The organism is Stenotrophomonas sp. JC08, from assembly GCF_052180205.1.
Classification (GTDB): domain Bacteria; phylum Pseudomonadota; class Gammaproteobacteria; order Xanthomonadales; family Xanthomonadaceae; genus Stenotrophomonas.
The window spans coordinates 2,659,973-2,684,773 of the sequence record NZ_CP197473.1 but is presented as its reverse complement, the minus strand read 5'-3'; the positions used below and the strand labels follow the sequence as shown (position 1 = coordinate 2,684,773).

At 63.3% G+C, this 24,801-nt stretch carries 21 protein-coding genes; 15 read left to right on the top strand and 6 right to left on the bottom strand.

Annotated elements, in window-relative coordinates:
• Positions 1–391 precede the first annotated feature (391 nt).
• The 9 genes from ACSBPQ_RS12280 to ACSBPQ_RS12240 all read left to right on the top strand — a co-directional run bounded on the left by ACSBPQ_RS12280 (position 392) and on the right by ACSBPQ_RS12240 (position 13,248).
• On the top strand, positions 392–1,792 hold the full coding sequence (locus ACSBPQ_RS12280; RefSeq protein WP_442682416.1) for a hypothetical protein: 1,401 nt from the start codon (positions 392–394) through the stop codon (positions 1,790–1,792).
• Positions 1,793–2,078: 286 nt separating this feature from the next.
• Entirely contained in the window at positions 2,079–3,167 is a 1,089-nt protein-coding gene (locus ACSBPQ_RS12275; RefSeq protein WP_442682415.1) for an acyltransferase family protein, read from the top strand.
• A 159-nt stretch (positions 3,168–3,326) separates the two neighbouring features.
• Positions 3,327–4,493, top strand: a complete 1,167-nt coding sequence (locus ACSBPQ_RS12270) for a cystathionine gamma-synthase (protein WP_442682414.1) — start codon at positions 3,327–3,329, stop codon at positions 4,491–4,493.
• Positions 4,432–5,310, top strand: coding sequence for an ABC transporter permease (locus tag ACSBPQ_RS12265; RefSeq protein WP_442682413.1), 879 nt, complete (start codon positions 4,432–4,434; stop codon positions 5,308–5,310). The genes ACSBPQ_RS12270 and ACSBPQ_RS12265 overlap by 62 nt, the downstream gene beginning before the upstream one ends.
• A complete protein-coding gene (locus ACSBPQ_RS12260; RefSeq protein ID WP_442682412.1) occupies positions 5,300–6,667 on the top strand; it encodes an ABC transporter ATP-binding protein in 1,368 nt (455 codons plus the stop codon). The genes ACSBPQ_RS12265 and ACSBPQ_RS12260 overlap by 11 nt, the downstream gene beginning before the upstream one ends.
• 52 nt (positions 6,668–6,719) lie before the next feature.
• Positions 6,720–10,049, top strand: a complete 3,330-nt coding sequence (locus tag ACSBPQ_RS12255; RefSeq protein WP_442682411.1) for a glycosyltransferase — start codon at positions 6,720–6,722, stop codon at positions 10,047–10,049.
• The gene (locus ACSBPQ_RS12250; protein ID WP_442682410.1) at positions 10,042–11,829 is read left to right on the top strand and encodes a hypothetical protein; all 1,788 of its coding nucleotides are present in this window, start codon (positions 10,042–10,044) and stop codon (positions 11,827–11,829) included. The genes ACSBPQ_RS12255 and ACSBPQ_RS12250 overlap by 8 nt, the downstream gene beginning before the upstream one ends.
• Before the next feature lie 115 nt (positions 11,830–11,944).
• Positions 11,945–12,412: a GtrA family protein gene (locus tag ACSBPQ_RS12245; protein WP_442682409.1), complete on the top strand. Its 468-nt coding sequence runs from the start codon at positions 11,945–11,947 to the stop codon at positions 12,410–12,412.
• Positions 12,412–13,248 (top strand): glycosyltransferase family 2 protein, encoded by an 837-nt coding sequence (locus tag ACSBPQ_RS12240; RefSeq protein WP_442682408.1) that lies wholly within the window; start codon positions 12,412–12,414, stop codon positions 13,246–13,248. The genes ACSBPQ_RS12245 and ACSBPQ_RS12240 overlap by 1 nt, the downstream gene beginning before the upstream one ends.
• 55 nt (positions 13,249–13,303) lie before the next feature.
• On the opposite strand, the gene ACSBPQ_RS12235 is transcribed toward ACSBPQ_RS12240, so the two are convergent.
• The 4 genes from ACSBPQ_RS12235 to ACSBPQ_RS12220 all read right to left on the bottom strand — a co-directional run bounded on the left by ACSBPQ_RS12235 (position 13,304) and on the right by ACSBPQ_RS12220 (position 16,756).
• Complete coding sequence (locus tag ACSBPQ_RS12235; RefSeq protein ID WP_442682407.1) at positions 13,304–14,272, bottom strand: glycosyltransferase; 969 nt, start codon at positions 14,270–14,272, stop codon at positions 13,304–13,306.
• Positions 14,265–14,957, bottom strand: a complete 693-nt coding sequence (locus ACSBPQ_RS12230; protein ID WP_442682406.1) for an NAD-dependent epimerase/dehydratase family protein — start codon at positions 14,955–14,957, stop codon at positions 14,265–14,267. Before ACSBPQ_RS12230 ends, ACSBPQ_RS12235 begins: the two co-directional genes overlap by 8 nt.
• A gap of 114 nt (positions 14,958–15,071) precedes the next feature.
• The gene (locus tag ACSBPQ_RS12225) at positions 15,072–16,010 is read right to left on the bottom strand and encodes an electron transfer flavoprotein subunit alpha/FixB family protein (RefSeq protein WP_442682405.1); all 939 of its coding nucleotides are present in this window, start codon (positions 16,008–16,010) and stop codon (positions 15,072–15,074) included.
• Complete coding sequence (locus ACSBPQ_RS12220; protein WP_442682404.1) at positions 16,010–16,756, bottom strand: electron transfer flavoprotein subunit beta/FixA family protein; 747 nt, start codon at positions 16,754–16,756, stop codon at positions 16,010–16,012. Before ACSBPQ_RS12220 ends, ACSBPQ_RS12225 begins: the two co-directional genes overlap by 1 nt.
• 244 nt (positions 16,757–17,000) lie before the next feature.
• On the opposite strand from ACSBPQ_RS12220, the gene rfbB reads away from it, so the two are divergent.
• Genes rfbB through rfbD form a run of 4 tightly spaced genes read left to right on the top strand, consistent with a single transcriptional unit; the run spans position 17,001 to position 20,405 of the window.
• Entirely contained in the window at positions 17,001–18,056 is a 1,056-nt protein-coding gene (gene rfbB, locus ACSBPQ_RS12215) for a dTDP-glucose 4,6-dehydratase (RefSeq protein WP_442682403.1), read from the top strand.
• Between the two features lie 11 nt (positions 18,057–18,067).
• Positions 18,068–18,955, top strand: coding sequence for a glucose-1-phosphate thymidylyltransferase RfbA (gene rfbA / locus ACSBPQ_RS12210; protein WP_442682402.1), 888 nt, complete (start codon positions 18,068–18,070; stop codon positions 18,953–18,955).
• The gene (gene rfbC / locus ACSBPQ_RS12205) at positions 18,952–19,509 is read left to right on the top strand and encodes a dTDP-4-dehydrorhamnose 3,5-epimerase (protein ID WP_442682401.1); all 558 of its coding nucleotides are present in this window, start codon (positions 18,952–18,954) and stop codon (positions 19,507–19,509) included. Before rfbA ends, rfbC begins: the two co-directional genes overlap by 4 nt.
• Positions 19,506–20,405 (top strand): dTDP-4-dehydrorhamnose reductase, encoded by a 900-nt coding sequence (gene rfbD, locus ACSBPQ_RS12200; protein ID WP_442682400.1) that lies wholly within the window; start codon positions 19,506–19,508, stop codon positions 20,403–20,405. Before rfbC ends, rfbD begins: the two co-directional genes overlap by 4 nt.
• Positions 20,406–20,504: 99 nt before the next feature.
• On the opposite strand, the gene ACSBPQ_RS12195 is transcribed toward rfbD, so the two are convergent.
• Positions 20,505–21,908: a mannose-1-phosphate guanylyltransferase/mannose-6-phosphate isomerase gene (locus ACSBPQ_RS12195; protein WP_442682399.1), complete on the bottom strand. Its 1,404-nt coding sequence runs from the start codon at positions 21,906–21,908 to the stop codon at positions 20,505–20,507.
• Positions 21,909–21,916: 8 nt separating this feature from the next.
• On the bottom strand, positions 21,917–23,263 hold the full coding sequence (locus ACSBPQ_RS12190; protein WP_442682398.1) for a phosphomannomutase: 1,347 nt from the start codon (positions 23,261–23,263) through the stop codon (positions 21,917–21,919).
• A 145-nt stretch (positions 23,264–23,408) separates the two neighbouring features.
• Between ACSBPQ_RS12190 and ACSBPQ_RS12185 the strand changes: the two genes are divergently transcribed.
• A complete protein-coding gene (locus tag ACSBPQ_RS12185; RefSeq protein WP_442682397.1) occupies positions 23,409–24,146 on the top strand; it encodes a CoA transferase subunit A in 738 nt (245 codons plus the stop codon).
• A 1-nt stretch (position 24,147) separates the two neighbouring features.
• Positions 24,148–24,780: a CoA transferase subunit B gene (locus ACSBPQ_RS12180; RefSeq protein WP_442682396.1), complete on the top strand. Its 633-nt coding sequence runs from the start codon at positions 24,148–24,150 to the stop codon at positions 24,778–24,780.
• The last annotated feature ends 21 nt before the right edge of the window (positions 24,781–24,801 follow it).

Sequence of the window (24,801 nt, the reverse complement as noted above, 5' to 3'; positions counted from 1 at the left end):
CCAGCCCTGCACATGGGCAGGGATATCCCCCTGCTGGAACAGCATCTGTGCATGCCCGGCCGGGTGTTGCCAGTGCGACAAAGCCTTGCCATGACGGTGTTGCGGCAGGCCGCGCAATTCATGTAGGTCAATAGGGGAAAACACTACTTCTGTCGCGGTTATATGTATTGACGCGCGCTTAACGCCCCCCTATAGTTCTGCGGCACTGGGGACTGCGCAAATGTGTTGGATGGCATGCGCAGAAACGGGGTCAGGAGTGAGGTTCGGGAGGATTTCCGGATAAGCTTTCAACTCCAAGTGCCGGCGCCGGCACGTGCATGCGAGCGGCGAGTGGTGTCCAGTGATGTGGTTGTATACAAACAACAAACCTAAGCTTAGGAGTTTCACTCTAATGTTGAACAAGAAAATTCTCGTCGCCGCCATCGTTGGCGGCCTGTTCGCCGGCAATGCTGCTGCAGTTGATTTTACCTCGGGCAACGCCACCACTATCGCTGGCACCGTTGGTAAGTACGCTCAGGAAATCAAGACGGGCAGCACCTCCGCCAGTGCAACCACCTTTGCTGCTGCAAGCGGCACGGAAATCAAGTGGCTGAGCGGTTATGCGTACTCCCCGAACGAAGTGCGCTACATCCGCGTTGAAGCCCCCTCGCACGTCCTGTTCCAGAGCTTCACCCCGACGGCTACTGGCGGTACCGGTGCGTTGACCCCGGGTGCTGTGAACGGCGTCGGTACCAATGTGATCACCTTCTCCATCACCGCTGGTGCGGCTGGCGCAGGTGGCAATGTCGTCATTACGCTGCCGGCAGCTGTCAAGCTGACCAGCATTGCTGACGCCAATGTCACGGTTTCGCTGTACGATCAGCCGTCGCAGGCACAGGCTGGTGGCGACACCGGCAAGATCTCGGGCGGTTCGGTTTCGGGTAAGTACCTGACCTTCGCCCCGAGCTTGAAGTGGGTTGGTACCCCGGGTACGGCGACTGCTGACGTCAATGCTACTAATGGCAGCTACACTCAGTTCACCGGTGGCGTGGCCGTTGCTACGCTGAACGCTGGTCTGGGTATCGACGTCACCGGCACCTTGAAGGCTGTTGGTACCGCGATTGCTGTGACCGACCTGCTGGATAATTCGGCTGATGCGACCACTGTCTCCATCGCCGGTGATTTCAGCTTGGCTCGTAGCTCGGGCAATGCGCCGTACAATGGTGCTGCCGCAGCGCGTGTTGTTGGTTTTGGTGGTGGCGCTCTTGATCTGGCCGCTGATGAAGCTGTGTTCGACCTCTCCAATGGGTTGAGCGGTAACTTCGTCATCACCAAGCTGACCGGTACTGGTACGGCTTGGAACCCGGTGATCTGGGCGAGCGCTTACACCGCCTCGTTGAACGCAGTTAACGCCGATTCGAGCACCTACTCGCTGGCGACTCTGGCTGATACCAATGTTGGTGAGATCATCCGTAACGGCACCAACCTGCAGGCTCCGTTGGTTCAGGTTCCGGATGGCTGGCTGAGCCGTCTGGTGCTGACCAACACAAGCGCCGCTGCTCGTAACTACACCATCTCGCTGATGAGCGAAGAAGGTGTGACCCTGACCGCTGGTACGCTGACCGGTGTCATTCCGGCCAACGGCACCAAGGTCATCGACGACCTGCGTACCGTGTTCACGGGTAGCAACCGCGCCACCCTGAATGTGGACGTGGCTGGTCCGAACGACAAGATCCAAGGCCTGTACCAGATCGTCAACCCGACCTCGGGCTCGATCAGCAACCACGTCCTGGTTCGTCCGGCCAGCAACTAATCGTTTGATTGGTTGAACGCAACACGGAAAGGCCCGCTTCGGCGGGCCTTTCCTTTTGTGGAACCCCTTGATTTTTGTAGAGCGCGGCAACGCCGCGCCGGGACGTGCCCGGGATGGTTCGCAGGTTTCGATTCGGTGGTTGCCGCGCGTGGCCTTGCGATCCGCCGGGCGTTGCCCGGCGCTGCAGGTGGCTGGTACACCGGATGGGCGTAGTGGTCGGGACGCGTGACATGACGATCCGCCGGGCGTTGCCCGGCGCTACAGGGCGGATGGAATGGCAAAGATGATGCGCAGGCTGTTTCTGGCGCCGGCCACGGCCGGCACGGCGCATGTGCTGCCGCTGGATGGATTGCGCGGATTGGCGGTGCTGATCGTGATCGGTTCGCACCTGTCCAACGCCGGCTGGTTGCCGTGGCCGAACCTGTCGGGCATCGGCAAGAGCGGCGTGTACCTGTTCTTCGTGCTCAGCGCCTATCTGCTTGCCCACGCCATGCTGGCGCGTCCCTTGGCCAGCCTGGCCAACCGGCGCTACTGGATCAACTACGCGCTGCGCCGGGTGCTGCGCATCTGGCCGCTGTATCTGGTGATCCTGCTGTCGAGCTGGTCCCTGACCCGGGCGGGGATCGGCGACTGGCATTACCAGATCGACAACGCCGCCCTGCTGGGCCATCTGGCCCTGCGCGAAGGGCAAAGCGTGCTGTGGTCGATCCCGGTGGAATTCAGCTTCTACCTGTGGCTGCCGCTGATCGTCGGTGCACTGGCGCTGCTGCGCGCCCTGCCCGGTGGGCGCTGGCTGGGGCTGTTGCTGCTGGTGCTGCTGGTGCTGCTGGCGCGCTGGCATTGGCCCGCCGCGCAGGCGCCTGCCAACGGCGTGCAACTGGGGCCTTATCTGGTGGTATTCCTGTGTGGTGTCGCCGCTGCCTGGGTACATGGGGCGTGGCCGGGGTTGGCGCGCTGGCGGCGGCTATGGCAGGTGCTGGCGTGGTTGCTGCTGGGGCTGCTGGTGCTGGCCACACCCTCACTCTGGGCCCTGCTGCGGGGCGGAAACTATGATCCGGAACTCAACCACCGCTGGTTCACGGCATTCGGTATGGGGTGGGGGCTGTTGCTGCTGGCGGTGCTGTGGGGAGGGGGCGCGCTGGCGCGCTTCTTTGCCTGTGCCCCCATGCGGCTGACAGGCGTGGTCAGTTTCAGTGCCTATCTATGGCATATGCCGGTATTGCAGGCGGCCAATGCGCTGGGCCTGCGTGAATGGGGGGCGGCAGGCCTGATCCTGCTGCTGGCGGGCATGTTGTCGGCGGCCATGATCTCGTTCCTGCTGTTTGAGCGCCCCTGGCGGGGGGTGCATTACCGCGCCCGGCCCACCGGCCGGTAGAGCGTGGCATCGCCACGCTGGGCGTTGCCGGCGATCCGGCCGATACGCCGGGCAAGCCCCAGCCGGGCGGTGCCCGGCTCTACGCGCGGTTGGTGGACTCAGCTGACGGCAGGATGACGTCAGGTATCATTGCCCGTTTCCCATTACGGAGCGGCGCTCATGGCTTACCGTCTTGCAACGCTGGCCATCCACGGCGGGCAGTCGCCCGACCCAAGCACCGGCGCGGTGATGCCGCCGATCTACGCCACCTCGACCTATGCGCAGTCCAGCCCGGGCGTGCATCAGGGGTTCGAGTATTCGCGCACCCACAACCCGACCCGCTTCGCCTACGAGCGCTGCGTCGCGACGCTGGAAAGCGGCAGCCGCGGTTTCGCCTTCGCCTCCGGCATGGCCGCCAGCTCCACGGTGATCGAGCTGCTGGATGCCGGCAGTCACGTGGTGGCGATGGATGACATCTACGGCGGCAGCTTCCGCCTGTTCGAGCGCGTGCGCCGCCGCACCGCGGGGCTGGATTTCAGCTTCGTCGACCTGACCGATCTTGCCGTGTTTGAAACGGCGATCACGCCGAAGACGAAGATGGTGTGGATCGAAACGCCGACCAACCCGCTGCTGAAGATCGTCGACATCGCCGCGGTCGCCGCCATCGCCAAGCGCCATGGCCTGCTCGTGGTGGTGGACAACACCTTCGCCTCGCCGATGCTGCAGCGCCCGCTGCAACTGGGCGCGGACCTGGTGCTGCATTCGGCCACCAAGTACCTCAATGGTCATTCCGACATGGTCGGCGGCATGGTCGTGGTCGGCGACAACGCCGAGCTGGCCGAGCAGATGGCTTTCCTGCAGAACTCGGTGGGTGGCGTACAAGGCCCGTTCGACAGCTTCCTGGCCCTGCGTGGCCTGAAGACCCTGCCGCTGCGCATGAAGGCGCACTGCGCCAGTGCACTGGAACTGGCGCAGTGGTTGGAAACGCATCCGGCCATCGAAAAGGTGATCTATCCGGGCCTGCCGTCGCATCCGCAGCATGAATTGGCGGACAAGCAGATGGCCGGCTACGGCGGCATCGTCTCGATCGTGCTCAAGGGGGGCTTCGAAGCGGCCAAGCGTTTCTGCGAGAAGACCGAACTGTTCACCCTGGCCGAATCCCTCGGCGGCGTGGAAAGCCTGGTCAACCACCCGGCGGTGATGACCCACGCCTCCATTCCGCCGGAGCGCCGTGCGCAGTTGGGCATCAGCGATGCGCTGGTGCGGTTGAGTGTCGGGGTCGAGGATGTCCATGACCTGCGCGAGGACCTGCAGACCGCGCTGGCCGGCGAAGGCAAGCATGGTTGAGTTGCATTCCGGCGCTCCGCGCGCCCTGGTTGCCACGCTGGTGCGCAACCGCGGGTTGATACGCCAGTTGGCCTGGCAGGAAATTGCCGGACGCTACCGGGCCTCGCTGCTGGGCATGGCATGGATGGCGATCACTCCGTTGCTGATGCTGGCGGTTTATACCTTTGTGTTCGCGGTGGTATTCCAGTCGCGCTGGGGAACCAGCGACGATGCGGACAAGGCGAAGTTCGCGGTGGTCCTGTTCGCCGGGCTGGCCGTGTTCAATCTGTTTGCCGAATGTGTCAACCGGGCGCCAGGCCTGATCGTGGCCAATGCCAACTACGTCAAGCGCGTGGTATTTCCGCTCGAGTTGCTGCCGGTCATCACCTTATGTGGTGCGTTGTTCCACTTCGTGGCCAGCATGCTGGTCTGGGTGGTGATCTCGTGGCTGTTGATCGGGCCACCACCGCTGACCGCGCTGCTGCTGCCGTTGATGCTGCTGCCATTGCTGATCGGGACGCTAGGGCTGGGTTGGTTGCTGTCCGCGCTGGGCGTGTATTTGCGCGATGTCGGGCAGATGGTGGGCGTGGCGGTGACCGGCCTGCTATTCCTTTCGCCGATTTTCTACCCGATCGACGCGGTGCCTGAAAGCATGCGTGACCTGATACGGCTCAACCCGATCGGCTATATGGTCGATGTGGCGCGGGGCGTACTGGTGTTCGGTACCCTGCCGGATCTGGGCGGGTACCTTGTGGCGCTGCTCGCAAGCGTGTTGTTGGCATGGCTGGGTTTCTGGTGGTTCCAGAGCACCCGCAAGGGGTTCGCCGATGTCCTCTGACGATTACGCCGTCTCGGTGGATGGGGTGGGCAAGTGTTACCACCTCTACAATCATCCTTCAGACCGCCTCAAGCAGTTCGTGCTGCCGCGGTTGGCCTCGTTGGCGGGAATGGCGGAGCGGCGCTACTACCGTGAATTCTGGGCATTGCGTGATGTCGGTTTCCAGGTGCGCCGGGGTGACCAAGTCGGAATCGTCGGTCGCAACGGGGCGGGCAAGTCGACCTTGCTGCAGATCATCTGTGGCACGTTGACGGCGACCGAGGGCAGTGTGCAGGTGAATGGCCGGGTCGCTGCGTTGCTCGAACTCGGTGCCGGCTTCAATCCCGAATTGAGCGGGGCCGAGAACGTGTTCCTCAACGGGGCCGTTCTGGGCCTGGACCGGCAGCAGATGGAGCAGCGGTACGATCGGATACTGTCGTTCGCCGATATCGGTGAGTTCATCAGCCAGCCGGTGAAAAACTATTCCAGCGGCATGTACATGCGGCTGGCGTTTGCGGTGGCCGCGCATGTCGACCCCGAGATTCTGGTGGTGGATGAGGCCCTGTCGGTAGGCGACGAGGCGTTCCAGCGCAAGTGCAATCTCAAGATCCAGTCGCTGCGGGATGCAGGTGCCACGGTACTGTTCGTGTCGCATTCGGCAAGCCATGTGATCGAGGTCTGCAACCGCGCACTGCTGATCGACAAGGGGCGGCTGGTCTGTGAAGGCGAGCCGAAGAAGATAGTTTCGACATATCACCGGATGATCCACGCCGCGGCCAAGCGGGAGGATGAGAGCGAGGACGAAGCGCCGACGGCAGGGGCTGCTGAAGCGGGCGGGAGCGAGCAGCCGCCCGTTATGCCTGAAGGGCCGGATGACGATGAGGCGTTCCTTGATCCGGGCCTGGTGTCGACCACCGTGGTGGACTATCCCTCGCTCGATTGCAGGATACTTTCGCCGCGTCTGCTGACGCTGGACGGGCGCCAGGTCAATGTCCTGACCGGCGGTGGCGAGTATGTCTATGCCTACGAAGTCCATTTCGAAGCGTCGGCCGCAGCCGTCCGCTTCGGCATGATGATCAGGACCCTGCGTGGCCTGGATCTGGGAGGGGGCGTATCCACTCCGGCGGATGCACCCCACGAATTCTTCATGCGCGGCAGCGTGGTGGAGGTCCGTTTCCGCTTCCGTGCGGCCATGGAGGCCGGTGTGTATTTCCTCAACGCCGGGGTAGTCACCATTCTTGGTGACGAAGAAAAATATCTTGCACGTATTGTCGATGCGGTGATGTTCCGGATCCTGGCAAAGCGGGATTCACTGGCCACGGGCATGGTGGATTTCGGCATATCGCCCGGGATAAAGGTGCAGGAAGCAACGGGTTGATGAGGCCGCGTGGCCATTGGCGGCAGTCCCGGGCATGTATGAAGGAAAGGAAATGAATCAACGCAATTCGCACGCCCTGTTGGTACTGGGCATGCACCGCAGTGGTACCTCGGCTGTGACCGGAGCGCTGGCGCTACGGGGTGTGTTCCTTGGGCGGGACTTGATGCCGCCCGGTCCGGACAATCCCAAGGGGTTCTGGGAACACGCCGGTGTGGTGGATATCCACGAGCGCCTGCTTGATGCACTTGGCCGCAGCTGGGACGATCCGCGTCCGTTGCCAGAGGGCTGGCTGGATGTGCCGGCAACAGCGGTGGCGCGCGAACAATTGCGCGAACTGCTGTTGGCCGAGTTCGGTGGGCAGCCGCTGTGGGCGATGAAGGACCCGCGCCTGTGCCGGCTGTTGCCACTGTGGCTGCCGTTGCTGGCCGAACTGGGCATCAGTGTCAGTGCGGTGATGGTGGCGCGTGACCCGCGTGAGGTCGCGGACTCGCTCTGGGCACGCAATCGCTGGCCCGAAGCGCTTTCGCGCGAATTGTGGGTGCGGCATGTTTCCGATGCGATTGCCGACAGCGCAACGCTGACCAGGTGCGTGCTGGCCTATCCGCGGCTGCTGGCCGATCCGGCCAGGGAGATCGAGGCGCTGGTCGATGCGTTGCAATTGCCGGCGCCGGCGCTGACGGACAGCCAAGCTGCACGGATCCGCGAATTCATCAGTGGTGATGACCGCCATCATCAGGCCGAAGCTGATCCCGCACCGGAATGGCAGGTGGCGGTGTCCCTCTATCAACTGATGTTGCAGCAACCGGTTTCCTGGGACGAATTGCAGGTAGCCACATCGGCCATCGCGATGGAGAACCAACCGCTGGCCGATGCTCTGGCCGAATACGCCGGCCTGCATGCGGCACAGCGACGCGCGTTGGCGGAGGGCGCCGAGCAGGCACGGCAGCTGCAGGCGCAATGCGAGCAGTACAGCCATCGCATGGACGAACTGGGATTGTCGTTGGCGGAGGCAGGTGCGGAACTGGATCGGGTCAACAGTGAACTGGGAGCGCGCACGGACTGGGCGAGGAAGCTGGATGCGGATCTGCAGTCACTGCGAGCCACGCACGCGGCGCTGGAACTGCGCAGTGCGGAAAGCGAGGCGCAATCGGTACGGACGATCCAGGTACAGCAGCGGCACATCGAGCATGTGGAGCAGACGCTTGCGCTGGTAATGGGTTCGCGCTCCTGGCGACTGACCCGGCCACTGCGTGGCGTGGCACGACTGCTGCGTGGCGATTGGCAGTCGCTGGCGGGTGCGTTCCGCCAGAGTCGACTGGCGCGATTGCCGGGGATGGCGCTGTTGCGACCGCTGGGCAGGCGGTTGCTCGCACAGGATCACCTGCCTGCGAACGAGCAGGTGAAAGTGCCACCGCCTCCCGTGGAAGTGGATCTGACGGGGCTTGCGTTCCCCGATGCCGCCGACCCCGAGGTATCGATCATCATTCCCGCCTACGGCAATCTGCCTTATACGGCGGCCTGCCTGCGTTCCATTGCCGACAACCTGCCGGCAGCGGCGGTGGAGGTGATCGTGGCGGAGGATGCTTCCGGTGATACGCAGATCGACCGTCTGGCGCAGGTGCCGGGACTGGTCTATCGGCGGCATCCGTCCAACCTGGGCTTCGTGCGCTCCTGCAATGCGGCGGCCGGCATTGCCAATGGGCGATACATCTACCTGCTCAACAACGACACGCAGGTCACCGAAGGTTGGCTCGATGCGCTGCTGGATGTGTTTACGCGCAAGCCTGATGCCGGCCTGGTCGGGTCCAAGCTGGTCTATCCCGACGGCCGTCTGCAGGAAGCTGGCGGCATCGTCTGGAGGGATGGCAGCGCCTGGAACCATGGACGGCTGGACGATCCGGCACGAGCCCAGTACGGCTATCTGAAAACCGTCGATTACGTGTCCGGTGCCTCGATCATGTTGCCGCGTGCGCTGTGGGAAAAGCTGGGCGGCTTCGACGAGCGTTACGTGCCGGCGTACTACGAGGACACGGATATCGCGTTCAGGGTGCGGGAAGCGGGATTGCAGGTCTATCTGCAGCCCGCGTCGGTGGTGGTGCATTTCGAAGGTATCTCCAACGGCACGGACGAAGGCAGCGGCATCAAGGCCCATCAGGTCAGCAATGGCTTGAAGTTCCTGGAGCGCTGGCGCACGGTGCTTGAACAGGGCCACTTCGACAATGGCCAGCATGTATTCCTTGCCCGTGACCGTGGCCAGTTCCGTCATTCGACAGTACTGGTGGTGGATCACTACGTGCCGCAGCCGGACCGCGATGCGGGCTCGCGTGCGACCTGGCAGGTGATGGAACTGCTGGTCGCCAATGGCTGCAACGTCAAGTTCTGGCCCGACAACCTCAACTACGACCCCGACTATGCCCCCGCGTTGCAGGCGCTGGGCGTGGAGGTGATGCACGGGCCGGAATATGTGGAGCGCTTCGAGGATTGGGTGAGCGAAAACGGCAGGTATCTCGATGCCGCCATCCTCAACCGCCCGCATGTGGCGGTGAATTACCTGCGGGCGTTGCGTGAACACAGCAAGGCACGGGTGCTGTACTACGGCCATGACATCCACCATCTCCGCCTTGAGCAGCAGTTGCGGCTCGCTGCTGATCCACGTGTCCAGCGGGACATGGAGCAGGTACGCGGGCAGGAGTGGGCCATGTGGCGTGATGCCGACGTGGTGCTGTATCCCTCCGATGACGAAACCGCGCATGTGAACGAATGGCTGCGTACCAATGCAGGGCGTGCACAGGCGTTGACCGTACCGCTGTATGGCTATCCTGACGTGGTGCAGGCTTACCGGGAGGGGCCCGCTGGACGGCAGGACATCCTGTTCGTGGCTGGTTTCGCCCATGCGCCGAACGTGGATGCGGCCCGTTGGCTGGTGCATGACATCCTGCCGCGGGTGCGTGAGCGGCATCCCCGCGTGCAGTTGCACCTGGTGGGCGCCAACCCGACGGCCGATGTCTGGGATCTGGCTTGTGCGGACGTGCATGTCACCGGATACGTCAGCGACGAGGTACTCGAGGATTACTACGCGCGTTGCCGGGTTGCGGTGGCGCCGCTGCGCTTTGGTGGCGGCATGAAGGGCAAGGTGCTGGAAAGCATGCGCCATGGCCTGCCGATGGTGACCACATCGGTAGGCGTGCAGGGGTTGGCGGCGGCAGCGTTCCTGCCGCATGCCGATGCAGCCGATATCCTGGCCGATCACCTGGTCGCGCTGCTGGAGAATGAGAAACTGTGGCGCGACATTTCCGAACAGTCGGTGGAGTTCATCACCGGAAACTATTCCGAGCAGGCGTTGTGGCGGGTGCTTGATTCCCTGCTTGAAGGCAATGGATAAGACGATGCTCCGGTCAGACTTCTTTCGGAACGGAGAACGGGTACTACTTGTGGTGGTTGCGGGCCTGTTGGTCCTGCACCAGTTGTATCTGCTGCGTGCCATGCCTGTGGCGCCCTACATGGATACGCTGCGGGTAATTGCACTCCTTGACGGATGGGAACAAGGGCGCGTGGCCTTGTCCCAGTTATGGGGAGTTGGCAGTGCCCACCAGGGGCTGGTCAATGAGGCGTTCATTTACGCCAACATCAAGCTGCTTCATTACGACGCCTTGTGGGCGAGCCGCCTGACCGGTGTCGCCATCGCGTTGTCGAGTTTGACGCTTGGGCTGGCGGGGCTGTTCTGGTTGAGGCGGGAGCCGGAGCCTTCGAGCCTGTGGCGAGGACTGGGTTGCCTGCTGTTCTGCATGTTGATTCCGGTCCTGCTGTTCAGCGGTGCCGGATTCGAATTGCTGACGCTGGATCTGGGCTTGTCGCTGTGGGTGAAAAATGCCGCCATCGTGATGTACTTCGTCCTGTACTCCTCGTTCCTGAGGATGGACGCAGATTCGTCGATGCGCTGGCAAGGGCTGCTGCTGATGCTGCTCGGGCCGTTCCTTGTAATGCTGGTGACCATGGGCTGGAGCTTCGCATTCGTGGGTGGTGCCACCTTGCAATTGCTGGCCGCCAGCCGAACAGGGCGGTATTGGTTATATCGCACCCTGCCGGTCTTGCTGTTGTGGGTGGCTTTGGCGGTGTATGTGGGTATCAGCCTGTCAGGAGCATCGTCCGGAGAGCTGGCGGCGGCCGGGGTGCGGCTTTCCGAATTGCCGCGTTTGGTGGCATCGGCCTTGGGCGCAGCGGTGATTCCGCCAGAAACGTCGGCGCGCCTTAACCTGTCGATATCCGCGCAGCAAGCGATGGGTATGTTGTTGATGCTCGCCGCTGTAGTGATTCTGGCGGTGCTGGCAAGCCGGCGCAGGCGCTTGTCTGACACCACGCCGCTGGCATTGTTGGCCTATGCGGGAGCAACCGCATTGGCACTGGCACTTGGCCGTGGTGCCGATGGAGCGGCTGCGATGCTGGCTTCCCGCTATTACATGGATCTGGTGCTGTTCCCTATCGGGTTGATGTGGCTGGCATTGATGCTGGGGAACCCCAAGAAAGTACGCATATTGACAGCCTTCCTGGGTATATCGATTTTTTTCTTCATATTGCTTTTGCAATATTTCACCTACCGATATGAATGGCGTGCAGCGCCGTATCGTGCGGCTGTTTTCAGCGCGATGAACCGCGCGCTGTTGCAGCAGGTTCCTGACGAACAGGCCGCCGCAACCCTCCAGGCTCCCTTGGGAGATGCGCGTGCGGCCAGCCGGGTGATGCAGGAAGAAAAGCTGGGTCCCTTTCATGAGGCCACTTCTTCCGCCGACTGTGATCCCGGGCTTCTGACGCGCGGTCGGGGTTGGTATGACGAAGAAAACGGGGGGGCATGGATGGCCGCCGACGCATTTCTGGCGGTTCCGGGATGCCCCTGCAAGCTGAGTATGGATATCTATCTGCCGGAGGATTTCCCGGAGCGGGTCGTGACGTTCGCCACGCCCGATGGCAGACATGAAGATGTATCCGTACGCCCGGGCGTATCGACCAATGTGGCCGTCGATTTGCCGTTGCAAAAGGGTTTGCTTTCCCTGCGGACCAACGGGACCAGTCAACCAGCCCGATTGGGCCAAAGTGCGGATACCCGTGAGCTGGGTGTGTTTGTGGGGCCGCTGGCGATCCTGTGTCCGTCGCAGGAGGGCATGTGAACAGGAAAAACCCGTTGTCGATATATATGGGCGGCCTTGCCGCAAGGCTTGATCTTGTCTGTCAGCCAGTTGGCATTGCCGATCATCTTGCCGGATTGCCGGTGGACCAGGAGCAATGAGTGGACGTCGCTCACCACTGCCGGACTCGGGATCTCCGGGGCCTTTGCAGCGCCTGATCAAGGACCAGCGTGTGCTGTTCCTGCTGGTGGGTGGCGCGAATACCGCTTTCAGCACGGCATTGTTTGCGAGTCTGGTGTTGTTGTTTGGGCCGGAAGTGCCCGCAGTGTTAAGCCTCGGCATCGCCTGGATCGTGTCGCTGATATTGGTTTTTTTCGTCTATCGCCGACTGGTTTTTCGGGTAAAGGGAAACATCTGGCGTGACTTCATGCGTTTCACCAGCGTCAATATCGGAAGCTTGCTGCTGAACATGGCCGCATTGGCGGTATTGGCGGATGTGCTTGGGCTGCCTCCGATTCCCGTGCAAATCGTTATAACGGCATTGGTGGTGGCGTTCAATTATGTCGGCCACAAATATTTTTCTTTCCGGCGCACGCCGGAGTCGCGCTCCAGGGAGAAGCAATGATGCATCCGCGTGTTTCGGTAGTGGTACCTGCGTACAGGAATATCGAGTATCTGGCGCAGACGCTGGATTCGATCCTGGCGCAGGACTACCAGGATTACGAACTGGTGGTCGCGGATCACTCTTCCAATGACGGCACCGAAGAACTGCTGCGCCATTATGCCGGGCACCCGCGGGTGCGGGTGCTCTCCCCAACCCCTCCGGGCGGCGGTGCCAAGGCCAACTGGGATCGTGTGAGCCAAGAGGCGCGTGGCGAATTGCTGAAGCTGGTTTGCGGCGATGATCTGATCGCCCCGGATGCGTTGAGCCGGCAGGTTGCTGCACTGGATGCCCATCCATCGGCAGTGCTGGTGGCCTGCAAACGCGACCTGGTTGATGCGAAGGGCAAGGTAGTGATCGCTGCGCGTGGACTGGGCCGGCTCGATGGCTTGGTGCAGGGGCGCGATGCGGTGCGGGCGGCGGTGGTGGCCGGTACCAACCTGTTCGGTGAGCCGGGATGCGTACTGTTCCGCCGCAGCTTGCTTGCGACCGGTGGCTGGGACAACCGCTACCCCTATTTGATCGATCAGGCCAGCTACACCGCCATCCTGCTGCAGGGAGACATGGTGGCGTTGCGCAGCAGCCTGGCCAGCTTCCGTATCAATGCCGGGCAGTGGAGCGTGCGCCTGATGCATGAACAGGCGCGACAGGCCATTGATTTTCACCGGTCGCTGGCGGCTGCCGACCCGTCACTACTGTCAGCAGGAGCGCTATGGATTGGCAACCAGAGGGCGCGGCTGATGGCGCATGCCAGGCGGCTGACCTATCTGTGGCTGGGCCGGCGCATGCGCGGCGAGTGAACACGGCTGCGCCCGCACAATGCTGTGTGGGGCAGGTTGTTGTGCCGTGCTGCTTTCAATTGCGGGTGGAGTACCCGCCCTCGCCGGCGTCCAGGTTCACGGTGCGGCCAACTACATACTGGGGCCGGTTGTTGATGTTCAGGAGGATGCGGCCGGTGTATTCACCGATCACACCTAGCGCGAGCAACTGCAGTCCGCCCATGAACAGGATGGTGATGATCAAAGAGGGCCAGCCGACTGCGAGGTGCGGGGTATTCAGCTTCTGCCAGAACACCGCCACTGCCAGCAGGAAAGCGACGAATGACGCCGCCATGCCTGCCAGGGAGACGAAGCGTAATGGCACGATCGAGAAGCTGGTGGCCATCTGCAGCCACAGCGAGATCGACTTGCTGAGGCTGTAGCCCGAGCGCCCATCGCTGCGTGCATGATGCTTGGCGGTGATGGTGGTGATGCGCCGGGGGTTGGTGCTTTGGATCAGCAGCCCATCCAGGTAGACGAATGGGCCCTGGTAACGGCGTGCCTCCTCTCCCAGTTCGCGCACGAAGCCACGGAACGGGGAGAGATACAGGCCGCTGGGTTTCTTCAGCAGGCGCGCGGCGACCATGTCGTTGAATTTGCTTCCGGCGCGCTTCCACATGGCGTGCTTCTTGTCTTCGAACTCCACGTAGCAAAGATCCGCGCCCTGGTGCAGGGCATCGAGGATCCGCGGAATGTCGGCGGGATCGTGCTGCAGGTCGTCGTCCATGGTGACGATGCAGCGACCACCCGCGATGCCAAGCCCTGCCATGATGGCGTTGTGCTGGCCGGCGTTCCTCCGCAGATCGATGCCGCGAAGCCAAGGAAGGCGGGTTGCTTCGTCGGCGATTACCGACCAGGCATCGTCCGGGCCGCAGTCGTGTACGAGAATGACTTCAAAACAGTCCGCGCCAAGTGTGGGGATCAGGACCTGCTCAAGCCTGCCCAGAAGGTCCGGCAATATGCCGGCACTGCCATAGACGGGGATGACGACAGAGAGCTCAAGCATTTGCCGGGTTCCCGTAATATTTGCGCAACAGCCTTTCGACGTAACCCGGGCCGAAGTCGATGCCCAGGCGTTCGGCGATATGCGAGCTGATCGAAGTATCGATCACGAGTGATTCACCCTTTTCGAGAATTTCCATGGAGACCTTTTTTCCGAGAATCACCTCGAAGCGATCAATCAGGTCCGGCATGCGTATGGTGTGTGTGGATGCGATCGCCACGCATGATGGATAGGCGGCGCGGTTCTCGATGAGTTCGGACGCGATCGGTACGATATCGTCAATATCGATGAGGTTGCGATCCGCATATCGCCACACCGAGAGGGTGCGGCCGGAAAGGATTTCCGCGGCCAGGTAATTGGTCAGCGTATTGGGGTTGGCGGACCGGCCAACCACCTGTGGCAACCGGAGGATCAGCCCCTGGGGGTGCGAGCCTACAAGCTGTTCCATCTGCCGCTTATGGGCTATGTAGGCCGTTTCCTGTGCGCTGGTGACGCCACAACTGCTGAAGTAGACCAGCGTCGCATCGCGGGCAGCCATGGCGCGGGCAAGCATTTCCCGTTCGCGTGCGAATGCAGCGGGCGCCGTTTCGGTGGAGTTGGATACCCCGGAAGCGAATACCACCACATCGCCACGATCTGCGTAGCGGCTGGAAAAACTGTGGGCAAGTAGGCCGTTACCGATGATCACTTCGTGTACTGGTTGGGAGTTCTCTGCGCGAATCATTGTCGCGTGGGCCGCATGGTAACAGCCCGATTTCCGCTGACGGCAGGAAAACTGTCCGCCAGCGGAATGGTTGCAAGATCAGCCCAATGCCGCTTCCAGCTCCGGCAGCAGGGTGAACAGGTCGCCCACCAGGCCGATATCGGCCACTTCGAAGATCGGCGAGTCGCCGTCCTTGTTGATCGCGACGATGGTGCCGGCGTCCTTGATGCCGGTCAGGTGCTGGATGGCGCCGGAGATGCCCACGGCGATGTACAGCTCCGGGGCGATGATCTTGCCGGTCTGGCCGACCTGCATGTCGCTGGGCACGTAGCCGGCGTCCACGGCGGCGCGCGAGGCACCGACGGCGGCACCGAGCTTGTCGGCCAGTTGGTAGATCACCTTGAAGTTCTCTTCCGAGCCGACACCACGGCCGCCGGACACCACGCGCTTGGCGCTCTGCAGGTCCGGGCGGTCGCTCTTGCCGGCGGCCAGGCCGATGAAGCGGGTGTGCGAGGGCAGGGTGGCGTCAACGCTGATGGCCTCGACCGGCGCGCTGTTGCCCTTGGCGGCTTCCGGCCAGGAGGCGGCGCGGACGGTGGCCACAACCACCTGGTCGGCCGGCACCTCGACGGTGATGATGGCGTTGCCGGCGTAGATCGGGCGCTTGAAGGTGTGCGGGCCTTCGACGCTCATCAGGTCCGATACCTGGTTGACGCCGAGCAGCGCGGCCACGGCCGGCATCAGATCCTTGCCGGCGGTGGTCGAGGCGCCGAACACATGGCTGTAGCCGGCGGCGGCCTTGGCGATCTGCGGGGCCTGTACCTGGGCCAAGGTGTGTTCGTTGGCCGGGTTGGCCAAGGTCAGCACCTTGCTGACGCCGGCGATCTGCGCAGCTTCGGCGGCGATGGCGGCCGGGTCGGCGGCCAGCACCAGCACATCGATTTCACCACCGATGGCAGCGGCGGCCGACACAGTCTTGGCAACGGCGCTGTTGAGCTTGCCGTCCAGGTGTTCGGCGATGACGAGAATCTTGGCCATTACAGCAACCCCTTCTGCTTGAGTGCGGCCACCAACTCGGCGGCATCCTTCACCATCACGCCCTTGCTGCGCTTGGCAGGTGCGGCGTAGTGGGTGGTCTTGAACGTGTCGGCGGCTTCAACGCCCAGCTCGGCCAGCTGCAGGGTTTCCAGCGGCTTGGCCTTGGCCTTCATGATGTCCGGCAGCTTGATGAAGCGCGGCTCGTTCAGGCGCAGGTCGGTGGTGATGACGGCCGGCAGATCGACTTCCAGCGTTTCCAGGCCGGCGTCGACCTCACGGGTCACGGTGGCCTTGCCGTCGGCGATCTCCACCTTGGAGGCGAAGGTGGCCTGCGGACGGCCCCAGATCGTGGCCAGCATCTGGCCGGTCTGGTTGGCGTCGTCGTCGATGGCCTGCTTGCCGAGGATCACCAGATCCGGCTGCTCCTTCTCCACCAGCTTGAGCAGGGTGCGGGCGGCGGTCAGCGGCTGGATGGCCTGGTCGGTGACCACGTGGATGGCACGGTTGGCACCCATGGCCAGGCCGTTGCGCAGGTGCGCCTGGGCGTCGGCCGGGGCGATGGTGGCGACCACGACTTCGGTGGCGATGCCCTTGTCCCGCAGGCGCAGGGCTTCTTCCAGGGCGATTTCATCGAACGGGTTCGGCGAAAGCTTGACGCCATCGGTGACCACGCCGGAGCCATCCGGCTTGACTTGAATGCGGACGTTGTAGTCCACCACGCGCTTGTACGCGACGAGGATTTTCATGTGCTGCGGGGTCCTTCGGTTGCTGATGGGGGGCCGGCGCGGCCGGGGACAGATTTTCCCGATTCTAGCCGGGATACAGGTTCCATGCGAATGCGTATGGTGGTGTTGGGGAAATTCAAATGTCCGGACAAATTGTCGTCACTGCCCGCGCGTTGTCAATGGTCCAGCCTCGGCGGAACCTTGCGTTATATCCTTGTGCGCATCATTGCTGCTTTGGCAGCTGTAATTTCAGGAGAAACAACGCGTGGCTACATGGCTTGTAACCGGCGGCGCCGGCTTCATCGGCGGCAATTTCGTGCTGGAGGCGGTTGCCCGCGGCATCAGGGTCATCAACCTCGACCTGCTCACCTACGCCGGCAACCCGCAGACCCTGGCCAGCGTGCAGGACAACCCGGCGCATCTGTTTGTGCATGGCGATATCGGCGACCGCGCACTGGTTGCGTGCCTGCTGGCCGAGCACCAGCCCGACGCGGTGCTGAACTTCGCTGCGGAAAGCCATGTGGACCGTTCGATCGACGGGCCCGGTGCCTTCATCCAGACCAATGTGGTCGGCACCCTGGGCCTGCTGGAAGCGGTGCGTGACTACTGGAAAACGCTGCCGGCTGACAGGGCGGCGGCTTTCCGCTTCCTGCATGTGTCCACCGACGAGGTCTATGGCACCTTGGGTGACACCGGCTATTTCACCGAAACCACGCCGTATGCACCGAATTCCCCGTACTCGGCCTCGAAGGCGGCGTCGGACCATCTGGTGCGCGCGTTCCATCACACCTACGGGTTGCCGGTGCTGACCACCAATTGCTCCAACAACTACGGTCCGTACCACTTCCCGGAAAAGCTCATCCCGCTGGTGATCGCCAAGGCGCTGGCCGGCGAGTCGCTGCCGGTCTATGGCGATGGCAAACAGGTGCGTGACTGGCTGTTCGTCGCCGACCACTGCGAGGCGATCCGCACCGTGCTGGCCAAGGGCCGGGTGGGCGAGACCTACAACGTCGGCGGCAATTCGGAAAAGCAGAACATCGAAGTGGTCCAGGCCATCTGCGCATTGCTCGATGAGCGCCGCCCACGCGCGGATGGCCAGCCGCGCAGCAGCCAGATCACCTATGTCGCCGATCGTCCGGGCCATGACCGCCGCTATGCGATCGATGCGTCCAAGTTGAAGAACGAACTGGGCTGGGAGCCGGCCTACACCTTCGAGCACGGCATCGCCTTCACCGTGGACTGGTATCTGGACAATCAGGACTGGGTCAACGGCGTGCTGGACGGCAGCTACCGTCTGCAGCGTATCGGTACCGACGCCTGAGGAGGGCGGACATGACACAACGCAAGGGCATCATCCTCGCTGGCGGCTCCGGCACCCGCCTGTATCCGATCACCAAGGGGGTCAGCAAGCAGCTGCTGCCGGTATACGACAAGCCGATGATCTACTATCCGCTCAGCGTGCTGATGCTGGCCGGCATCCGCGAGGTGTTGATCATCAATACGCCGCACGAGCAGGCGCTGTTCCAGCAGTTGCTTGGCGATGGCTCGCAGTGGGGCATGGACATCCAGTATGCCGTTCAGCCCAGTCCCGATGGGTTGGCGCAGGCTTACCTGATCGGCCGCGATTTCGTGGCCGGCAAACCGAGCTGTCTGGTGCTGGGTGACAACATTTTCCATGGTCACGGCCTGCGCGAGGTGCTCAAGCGCGCCGATGAGCGCAGCAGTGGTGCCACCGTGTTCGGCTACTGGGTCAATGATCCGGAACGCTATGGCGTGGCCGAATTCGACAAGGATGGCAAGGTGATCGGGCTGATGGAGAAGCCGGAAGATCCACGATCGAACTATGCGGTGACTGGCCTGTATTTCTACGATGGCAACGCCAGCGACTATGCCGCCGAGCTGAAGCCCTCACCGCGTGGCGAACTGGAGATCACCGATCTCAACCAGCGCTATCTCGACGAAGGCAATTTGCACTTGCAGCCGCTTGGCCGTGGCTATGCTTGGCTCGACACCGGCACCCACCAGTCGCTGCTGGAGGCGTCCAATTTCATCGAGACCATCCAGACCCGTCAGGGTCTGCAGGTCTGCTGCCCGGAGGAGATCGCCTTCGGCAAGGGCTGGATCAACGCCGAGCAGCTGCAGGCGCTGGCGGCTCCGTTGATCAAGAATGGCTACGGCCAGTACCTGCAGAAACTCGCGTTGCGTGGAGTGGTTCCGTGAAAGTGATTGAAACGAAGTTGCCGGGTTGCGTGGTCATCGAGCCGGCGGTGTTCGGTGACGAGCGTGGTTTCTTTTTCGAGACCTGGAATGCGGAGCGTTTCAAGGCGCTGGGGCTGCCCGACAAATTTGTCCAGAGCAACGTGTCTGCTTCCAGTAAAGGTGTCTTGCGCGGCCTGCATTACCAGTGGCCACGGCCGCAGGGCAAACTGGTCAGCGTGCTGGAAGGCGAGGTGTATGACGTAGCGGTGGATATCCGCCGTGGCTCGCCGACCTTCGGGCAGTGGGACGCGGTGCTGCTGAGCGCGGAGAACAAACGCCAGTTCTGGATTCCAGAAGGCTTCGCGCACGGGTTTGCGGTGCTGTCCGAGCGCGCGGTGTTCAGCTATCTGTGCACCGAGGTCTATCTGAAGGATTTCGATGCCGGCGTGCGCTGGAATGACGCCGATATCGCCGTGGATTGGCCGATCAGTGCGCCAACCCTGTCGGCCAAGGACGAAAGCGCGCCGTTCCTGAAGGACATCGCCGAAGACCGCTTGCCGGTCTACACCCCATGACCGTGCTGGTGTTTGGTGGCAATGGCCAGGTGGGGCAGGAGTTGCTGCGTGCGCTGGCACCGCTGGGCAAGGTCGTCGCAACCACACGCAGTGGTCGCTTGCCCGATGGCAACACCTGTGAAGTGGCCGATTTCAGCCGTCCGGAAAGTCTGGTGCTGCTGCTGGACCGGCTGCAGCCGGCGATCGTGGTCAACTCGGCAGCCTACACCGCGGTGGATCGCGCTGAACAGGACGTTGAGGCGGCCTTCGCCGTCAACGCACAGGCGCCGGATGTGATCGCGCGCTGGTGCGCGGCGCACGGGGTGCCGATGGTGCATTACTCCACCGATTACGTGTTCAACGGTGAAGGAGTGGTGCCGTATCGCGAGGAAGACGCCACCGCGCCGCTGGGTGTGTATGGCACCAGCAAGCGCGATGGCGAAGAGGCCGTGCGTGCCGCCGGTGGCCGTCATCTGATCTTCCGCACCGCATGGGTGTATGCCTCGCATGGGGCCAACTTCTTGCGCACGATGTTGCGGGTGGGGGCGGAGCGTGACGAATTGCGTGTGGTCGCCGATCAGATCGGCACACCAACACCGGCGGCGTTGATCGCCGATGTCACCGCGCAGGCATTGCAGCATCCCGGGCAGTTGTCCGGCACCTGGCACCTGACGGCATCGGGGCAGACCAGCTGGCATGGTTTCGCCGAGGCGATCTTTGTCGAGGCGGTGGCTGCCGGCGTACTGGCGAAGGCGCCGACCGTGCAGGCGATCACCAGCGCGGAGTATCCGACGCCGGCCAAGCGCCCGGCCTGGTCGGTGCTGGACAACCGCAAGCTGCAGCGGGATTTCGGCATCGTGCTGCCCACGTGGCAAGAAGGCCTGCATCGGGTAATGGGCGAAATCGCCTCGGCATGATTCGTGGTTTCGGACATGCTGACGCGTAGCCACAGCAGTGTCGCCAACAAGAAAACCCCGGGTTTCCCCGGGGTTTTTTGATTGGCTGCAGTTGGCGACTCAGCTGCGCCCGTAGGTGTCCTCGAAGCGCACGATGTCATCCTCGCCCAGATAACTGCCCGACTGCACTTCGATCAGCTCCAACGGCAGTTTGCCGGGGTTGCGCAGGCGGTGGGTGACGCCCAGCGGGATATAGGTGCTCTGGTTTTCGGTGAGCAGCAGCACTTCCTTGCCGCGGGTGACCTCGGCGGTGCCGCTGACCACGATCCAGTGCTCGGCGCGGTGGTGGTGCATCTGCAGGCTCAGCGTGCCGCCGGGTTTGACGGTGATGCGCTTGACCTGGAAACGCTCGCCATGATCGATGGAGTCGTAGGCGCCCCACGGACGGTAGACCTTGCGGTGCCAGGTGGCCTCGCTGCGGCCGTCGGCCTTGAGCCGGGCGACCACGTCCTTCACTTCCTGCATGCGCTCGGACTTGCCGACCAGCACCGCGTCGTCGGTTTCGACCACGATGACATCGTCCAGCCCGACCATGGCGACCAGACGCTCGCCGTAGGCGAAGGTGTTGTGGCAATCGATGGCGATGACGTCGCCATGATGCGCGTTGCCGTCACCATCCTGTTCGGAGACATCACGCAGCGCGGTCCACGAGCCGACATCGCTCCAGCCGGCGTCCAGCGGCACCACGGCGGCATCGGCGGTCTTTTCCATCACCGCATAATCGATCGAGTCCGACGGGCTGGCGCTGAAGGCCTCGCTGTCAAGACGGATGAAATCCGTGTCGCGGCGGGCGCTTTCCCATGCGTTCTGGCAGGCGGCAAGGATCTGCGGCTGCAGGCGTTGCAGCTCCTGCAGATAGCGCGAGGCGCGGAACAGGAACATGCCGCTGTTCCAGTAGTACTCGCCGGAGGCGACGTAGGCCTGCGCGGTTTCCAGATCGGGCTTCTCGACGAAGCGCTCGATCGCGCGCGGACCGTCGCCGGGCACGGCCTTGATATAGCCGTAACCGGTTTCCGGCGCGGTCGGCTGGATGCCGAAGGTCACCAGCTTGCCGGCATCGGCGATGGCGGCGGCCTGGGCGATGGCCTGGTGGAAGCGGCCGATGTCGTTGATCAGGTGGTCCGAGGGCAGTACCAGCAGCAATGGGTCCTCGCCATAGCGGCGGGCCTCCAGCGCCGCCGCGCCGATCGCCGGGGCAGTATTGCGGCCGACGGGTTCGAGCAGGATCGCGGTCGGATCGGTGCCGGCCTGCTGCAGCTGCTCGGCGGCGACGAAGCGGTGCGACTCGTTGGCCACCACGATCGGCGCCTGAGCGGCCACGTCGGCCACACGCAGCCAGGTGGCCTGCAGCATGGTGTTGTTGCCGACCAGCTGCAGGAACTGCTTAGGATACGCTTCGCGCGACAACGGCCACAGGCGGGTACCGGAACCACCGGAAAGGATGACGGGCAGGATCGGACTCATAGCGGTTCTCAGGCGGTGATCAGGTCGGAAATTTCGCGGGTGCGCTGTGCAAGCAGTGCCGCATCGCCGCGCGTTTCGACATTCAGGCGCAGCAGCGGCTCGGTGTTGGAGCTGCGCAGGTTGAAGCGCCAGCTGCCGAAGTCGGCACTGACGCCGTCGGTGTGGTCCAGAACCGGCGACTGGTCGGCGAAGTGCTGCATCACCCGGGCCACCGCGGCCTTGGCATCGCTGACCTTGAAGTTGATCTCGCCGCTGCACGGGAATTTCTGCATGCGTTCTTCCACCAGTTCGGCCAGTGACAGGCCACTGCTGGATACCAGCGCGACGATCAGCAGCCACGGGATCATGCCCGAGTCGGCATAGGCGAACTCGCGGAAGTAGTGATGGGCGCTCATCTCACCGCCATACACCGCATTCTCGGCGCGCATCTTCTCCTTGATGAAGGCGTGGCCGCTCTTGCACAGCACCGGCACGCCGCCAGCGGCCTCCACCATTTCCACCGTGTTCCAGGTCAGGCGCGGGTCGTGGATGATTTTGCCGCCCGGGTTGCGCGCAAGGATGGCCTGGGCCAGCAGGCCGACCAGGTAATAGCCCTCGATGAAGCGGCCGTTGTGGTCGAAGAAGAAGCAGCGGTCGAAGTCGCCATCCCAGGCGATACCGAAATCGGCACCGTGTTCACGCACCGCCTGTGCGGTGAGCTCGCGGTTTTCCGGCAGCAGCGGATTGGGGATGCCGTTGGGGAAGCTGCCATCGGGCTGGTGGCAGATGCGCACGAACTCCAACGGCAGGTGCGGCGCCAGCAGATCGATCACGGTGCCGGCACCACCGTTGCCGGCATTGACCACCAGCTTCAACGGTTTGAGCGCGGCGACATCCACATAGCCGAGCAGGTGCCGGATATAGGCGCTCTTGTCATGTTCGGTGCGCTGGCCGGCAGTGGGTGGCTGCGGTGTCGAAGTGTCGGCGGCGACCGCATCGGAGATGGCGAACAGGCCGGTATCGGAGCTGATCGGCCGGGCCTGCTCACGCACCAGCTTCATGCCGTTGTAATCCATCGGATTGTGGCTGGCGGTGACCATCACTCCGCCGGCCGCACCGAGGTGGTCGGTCTGGAAGTAGACCTCCTCGGTGCCACACAGGCCGATGTCGATCACCTCGCGGCCGGCGCCGCGCAGGCCGGCCGCCAGCGCTTCCTGCAGGTCCGCGCTGGTCAGACGCACGTCATGGCCCAGCACCACCGGGCCGTCACCGAGCTGGGCCGCCAGCGCCTTGCCGACTTTCCGGGCGATGTCTTCGTTGAGTTCTTCCGGCACGCGGCCGCGGATGTCATAGGCCTTGAAGGCGGGGAGAGGCATTGCATGCATCCTGCTGGAATAAAGGCGCCTAGTTTAGTCGCCCTCTGCGGAACTGGCTGTCTGTGGGCTGGACGAAGGTCCAAGGCGGGTGGTACGGGAACGTCGTTAGAATGCGCGCATCCTTGGTTACTGTGGGCGTGATGCGATGAGCGATCTCTCTACCCCGACCGGCAAGCGCGGCAAGCTGTATGCCTCCGCTGCCGAGGCGCTGGCCGGCATCGTGGCCGACGGGCAGACCCTTGCGGTCGGCGGCTTCGGCCTGTGCGGCATTCCCGAGGCCCTGATCGCAGCGCTGCGTGACAGCGGGGTCAAGGGTCTGACCGCGATTTCCAACAATGCCGGCGTCGACGGTTTCGGCCTCGGCCAGCTGCTGGAAACCCGGCAGATCCGCAAGATGATTTCGTCCTACGTGGGCGAGAACAAGGAGTTCGAGCGGCAGTACCTGGCCGGCGAGCTGGAGCTGGAGTTCAATCCGCAGGGCACCCTGGCCGAGCGCCTGCGCGCCGGCGGGGCCGGTATTCCGGCCTTCTTTACCGCCACCGGTTACGGCACCGTCGTCGCCGAGGGCAAAGAAACCCGTGAGTTCGACGGCAAGCACTACGTGCTGGAGACCGCGCTCAAGGCCGATGTGTCGCTGGTCAAGGCATGGAAGGCCGACGAGGCCGGCAACCTGCTGTTCCGCAAGACCGCGCGCAACTTCAACCCGGCCTGCGCGATGGCCGGCAAGGTCTGCGTGGTGGAAGTGGAGGAGATCGTGGCGGTGGGCGCCATCGATCCGGACCAGGTGCACCTGCCGGGCATCTATGTCGACCGCATCGTATTGAACGCAACGCCGGAGAAGCGCATCGAGCAGCGCACCGTGCGTACCGAAGGAGGCAAGTGAGATGGCCTGGACCCGTGACGAAATGGCGCAGCGCGCCGCGCGTGAGCTGACCGACGGCGCCTACGTGAACCTGGGCATCGGCCTGCCGACGCTGGTGGCCAACCACATCCCGCAAGGTGTGGATGTCTGGCTGCAGTCGGAAAACGGCCTGCTTGGCATCGGCCCGTTCCCGACCGAAGCCGAGGTGGACGCGGACCTGATCAACGCCGGCAAGCAGACTGTCACCGCGCGTGCCGGTGCCAGCTATTTCGGCAGCCACGACTCGTTCGCGATGATCCGCGGCGGCCACATCAATCTGGCGATCCTCGGCGCGATGCAGGTCACCGACAAGGGCGACCTGGCCAACTGGATGGTGCCGGGCAAGATGGTCAAGGGTATGGGCGGCGCAATGGATCTGGTGGCCGGCGTGCAGCGCGTGGTGGTGCTGATGGAGCACACCGCCAAGAACGGTGAACACAAGATCCTGGCCGACTGCACGCTGCCGCTGACTGGCGTGCGGGTGGTTGATCGCATCATCACCGATCTGGCCGTGTTCGACATTACCGACAACGGCCTGGTGCTGGTGGAAGCCGCACCGGGCGTCAGCGATGAGGAGCTGAAAGAAAAGACCGGCGTGCCGTTCCGGCGCACCTGATGACGGTTGCGGGGCCGTATT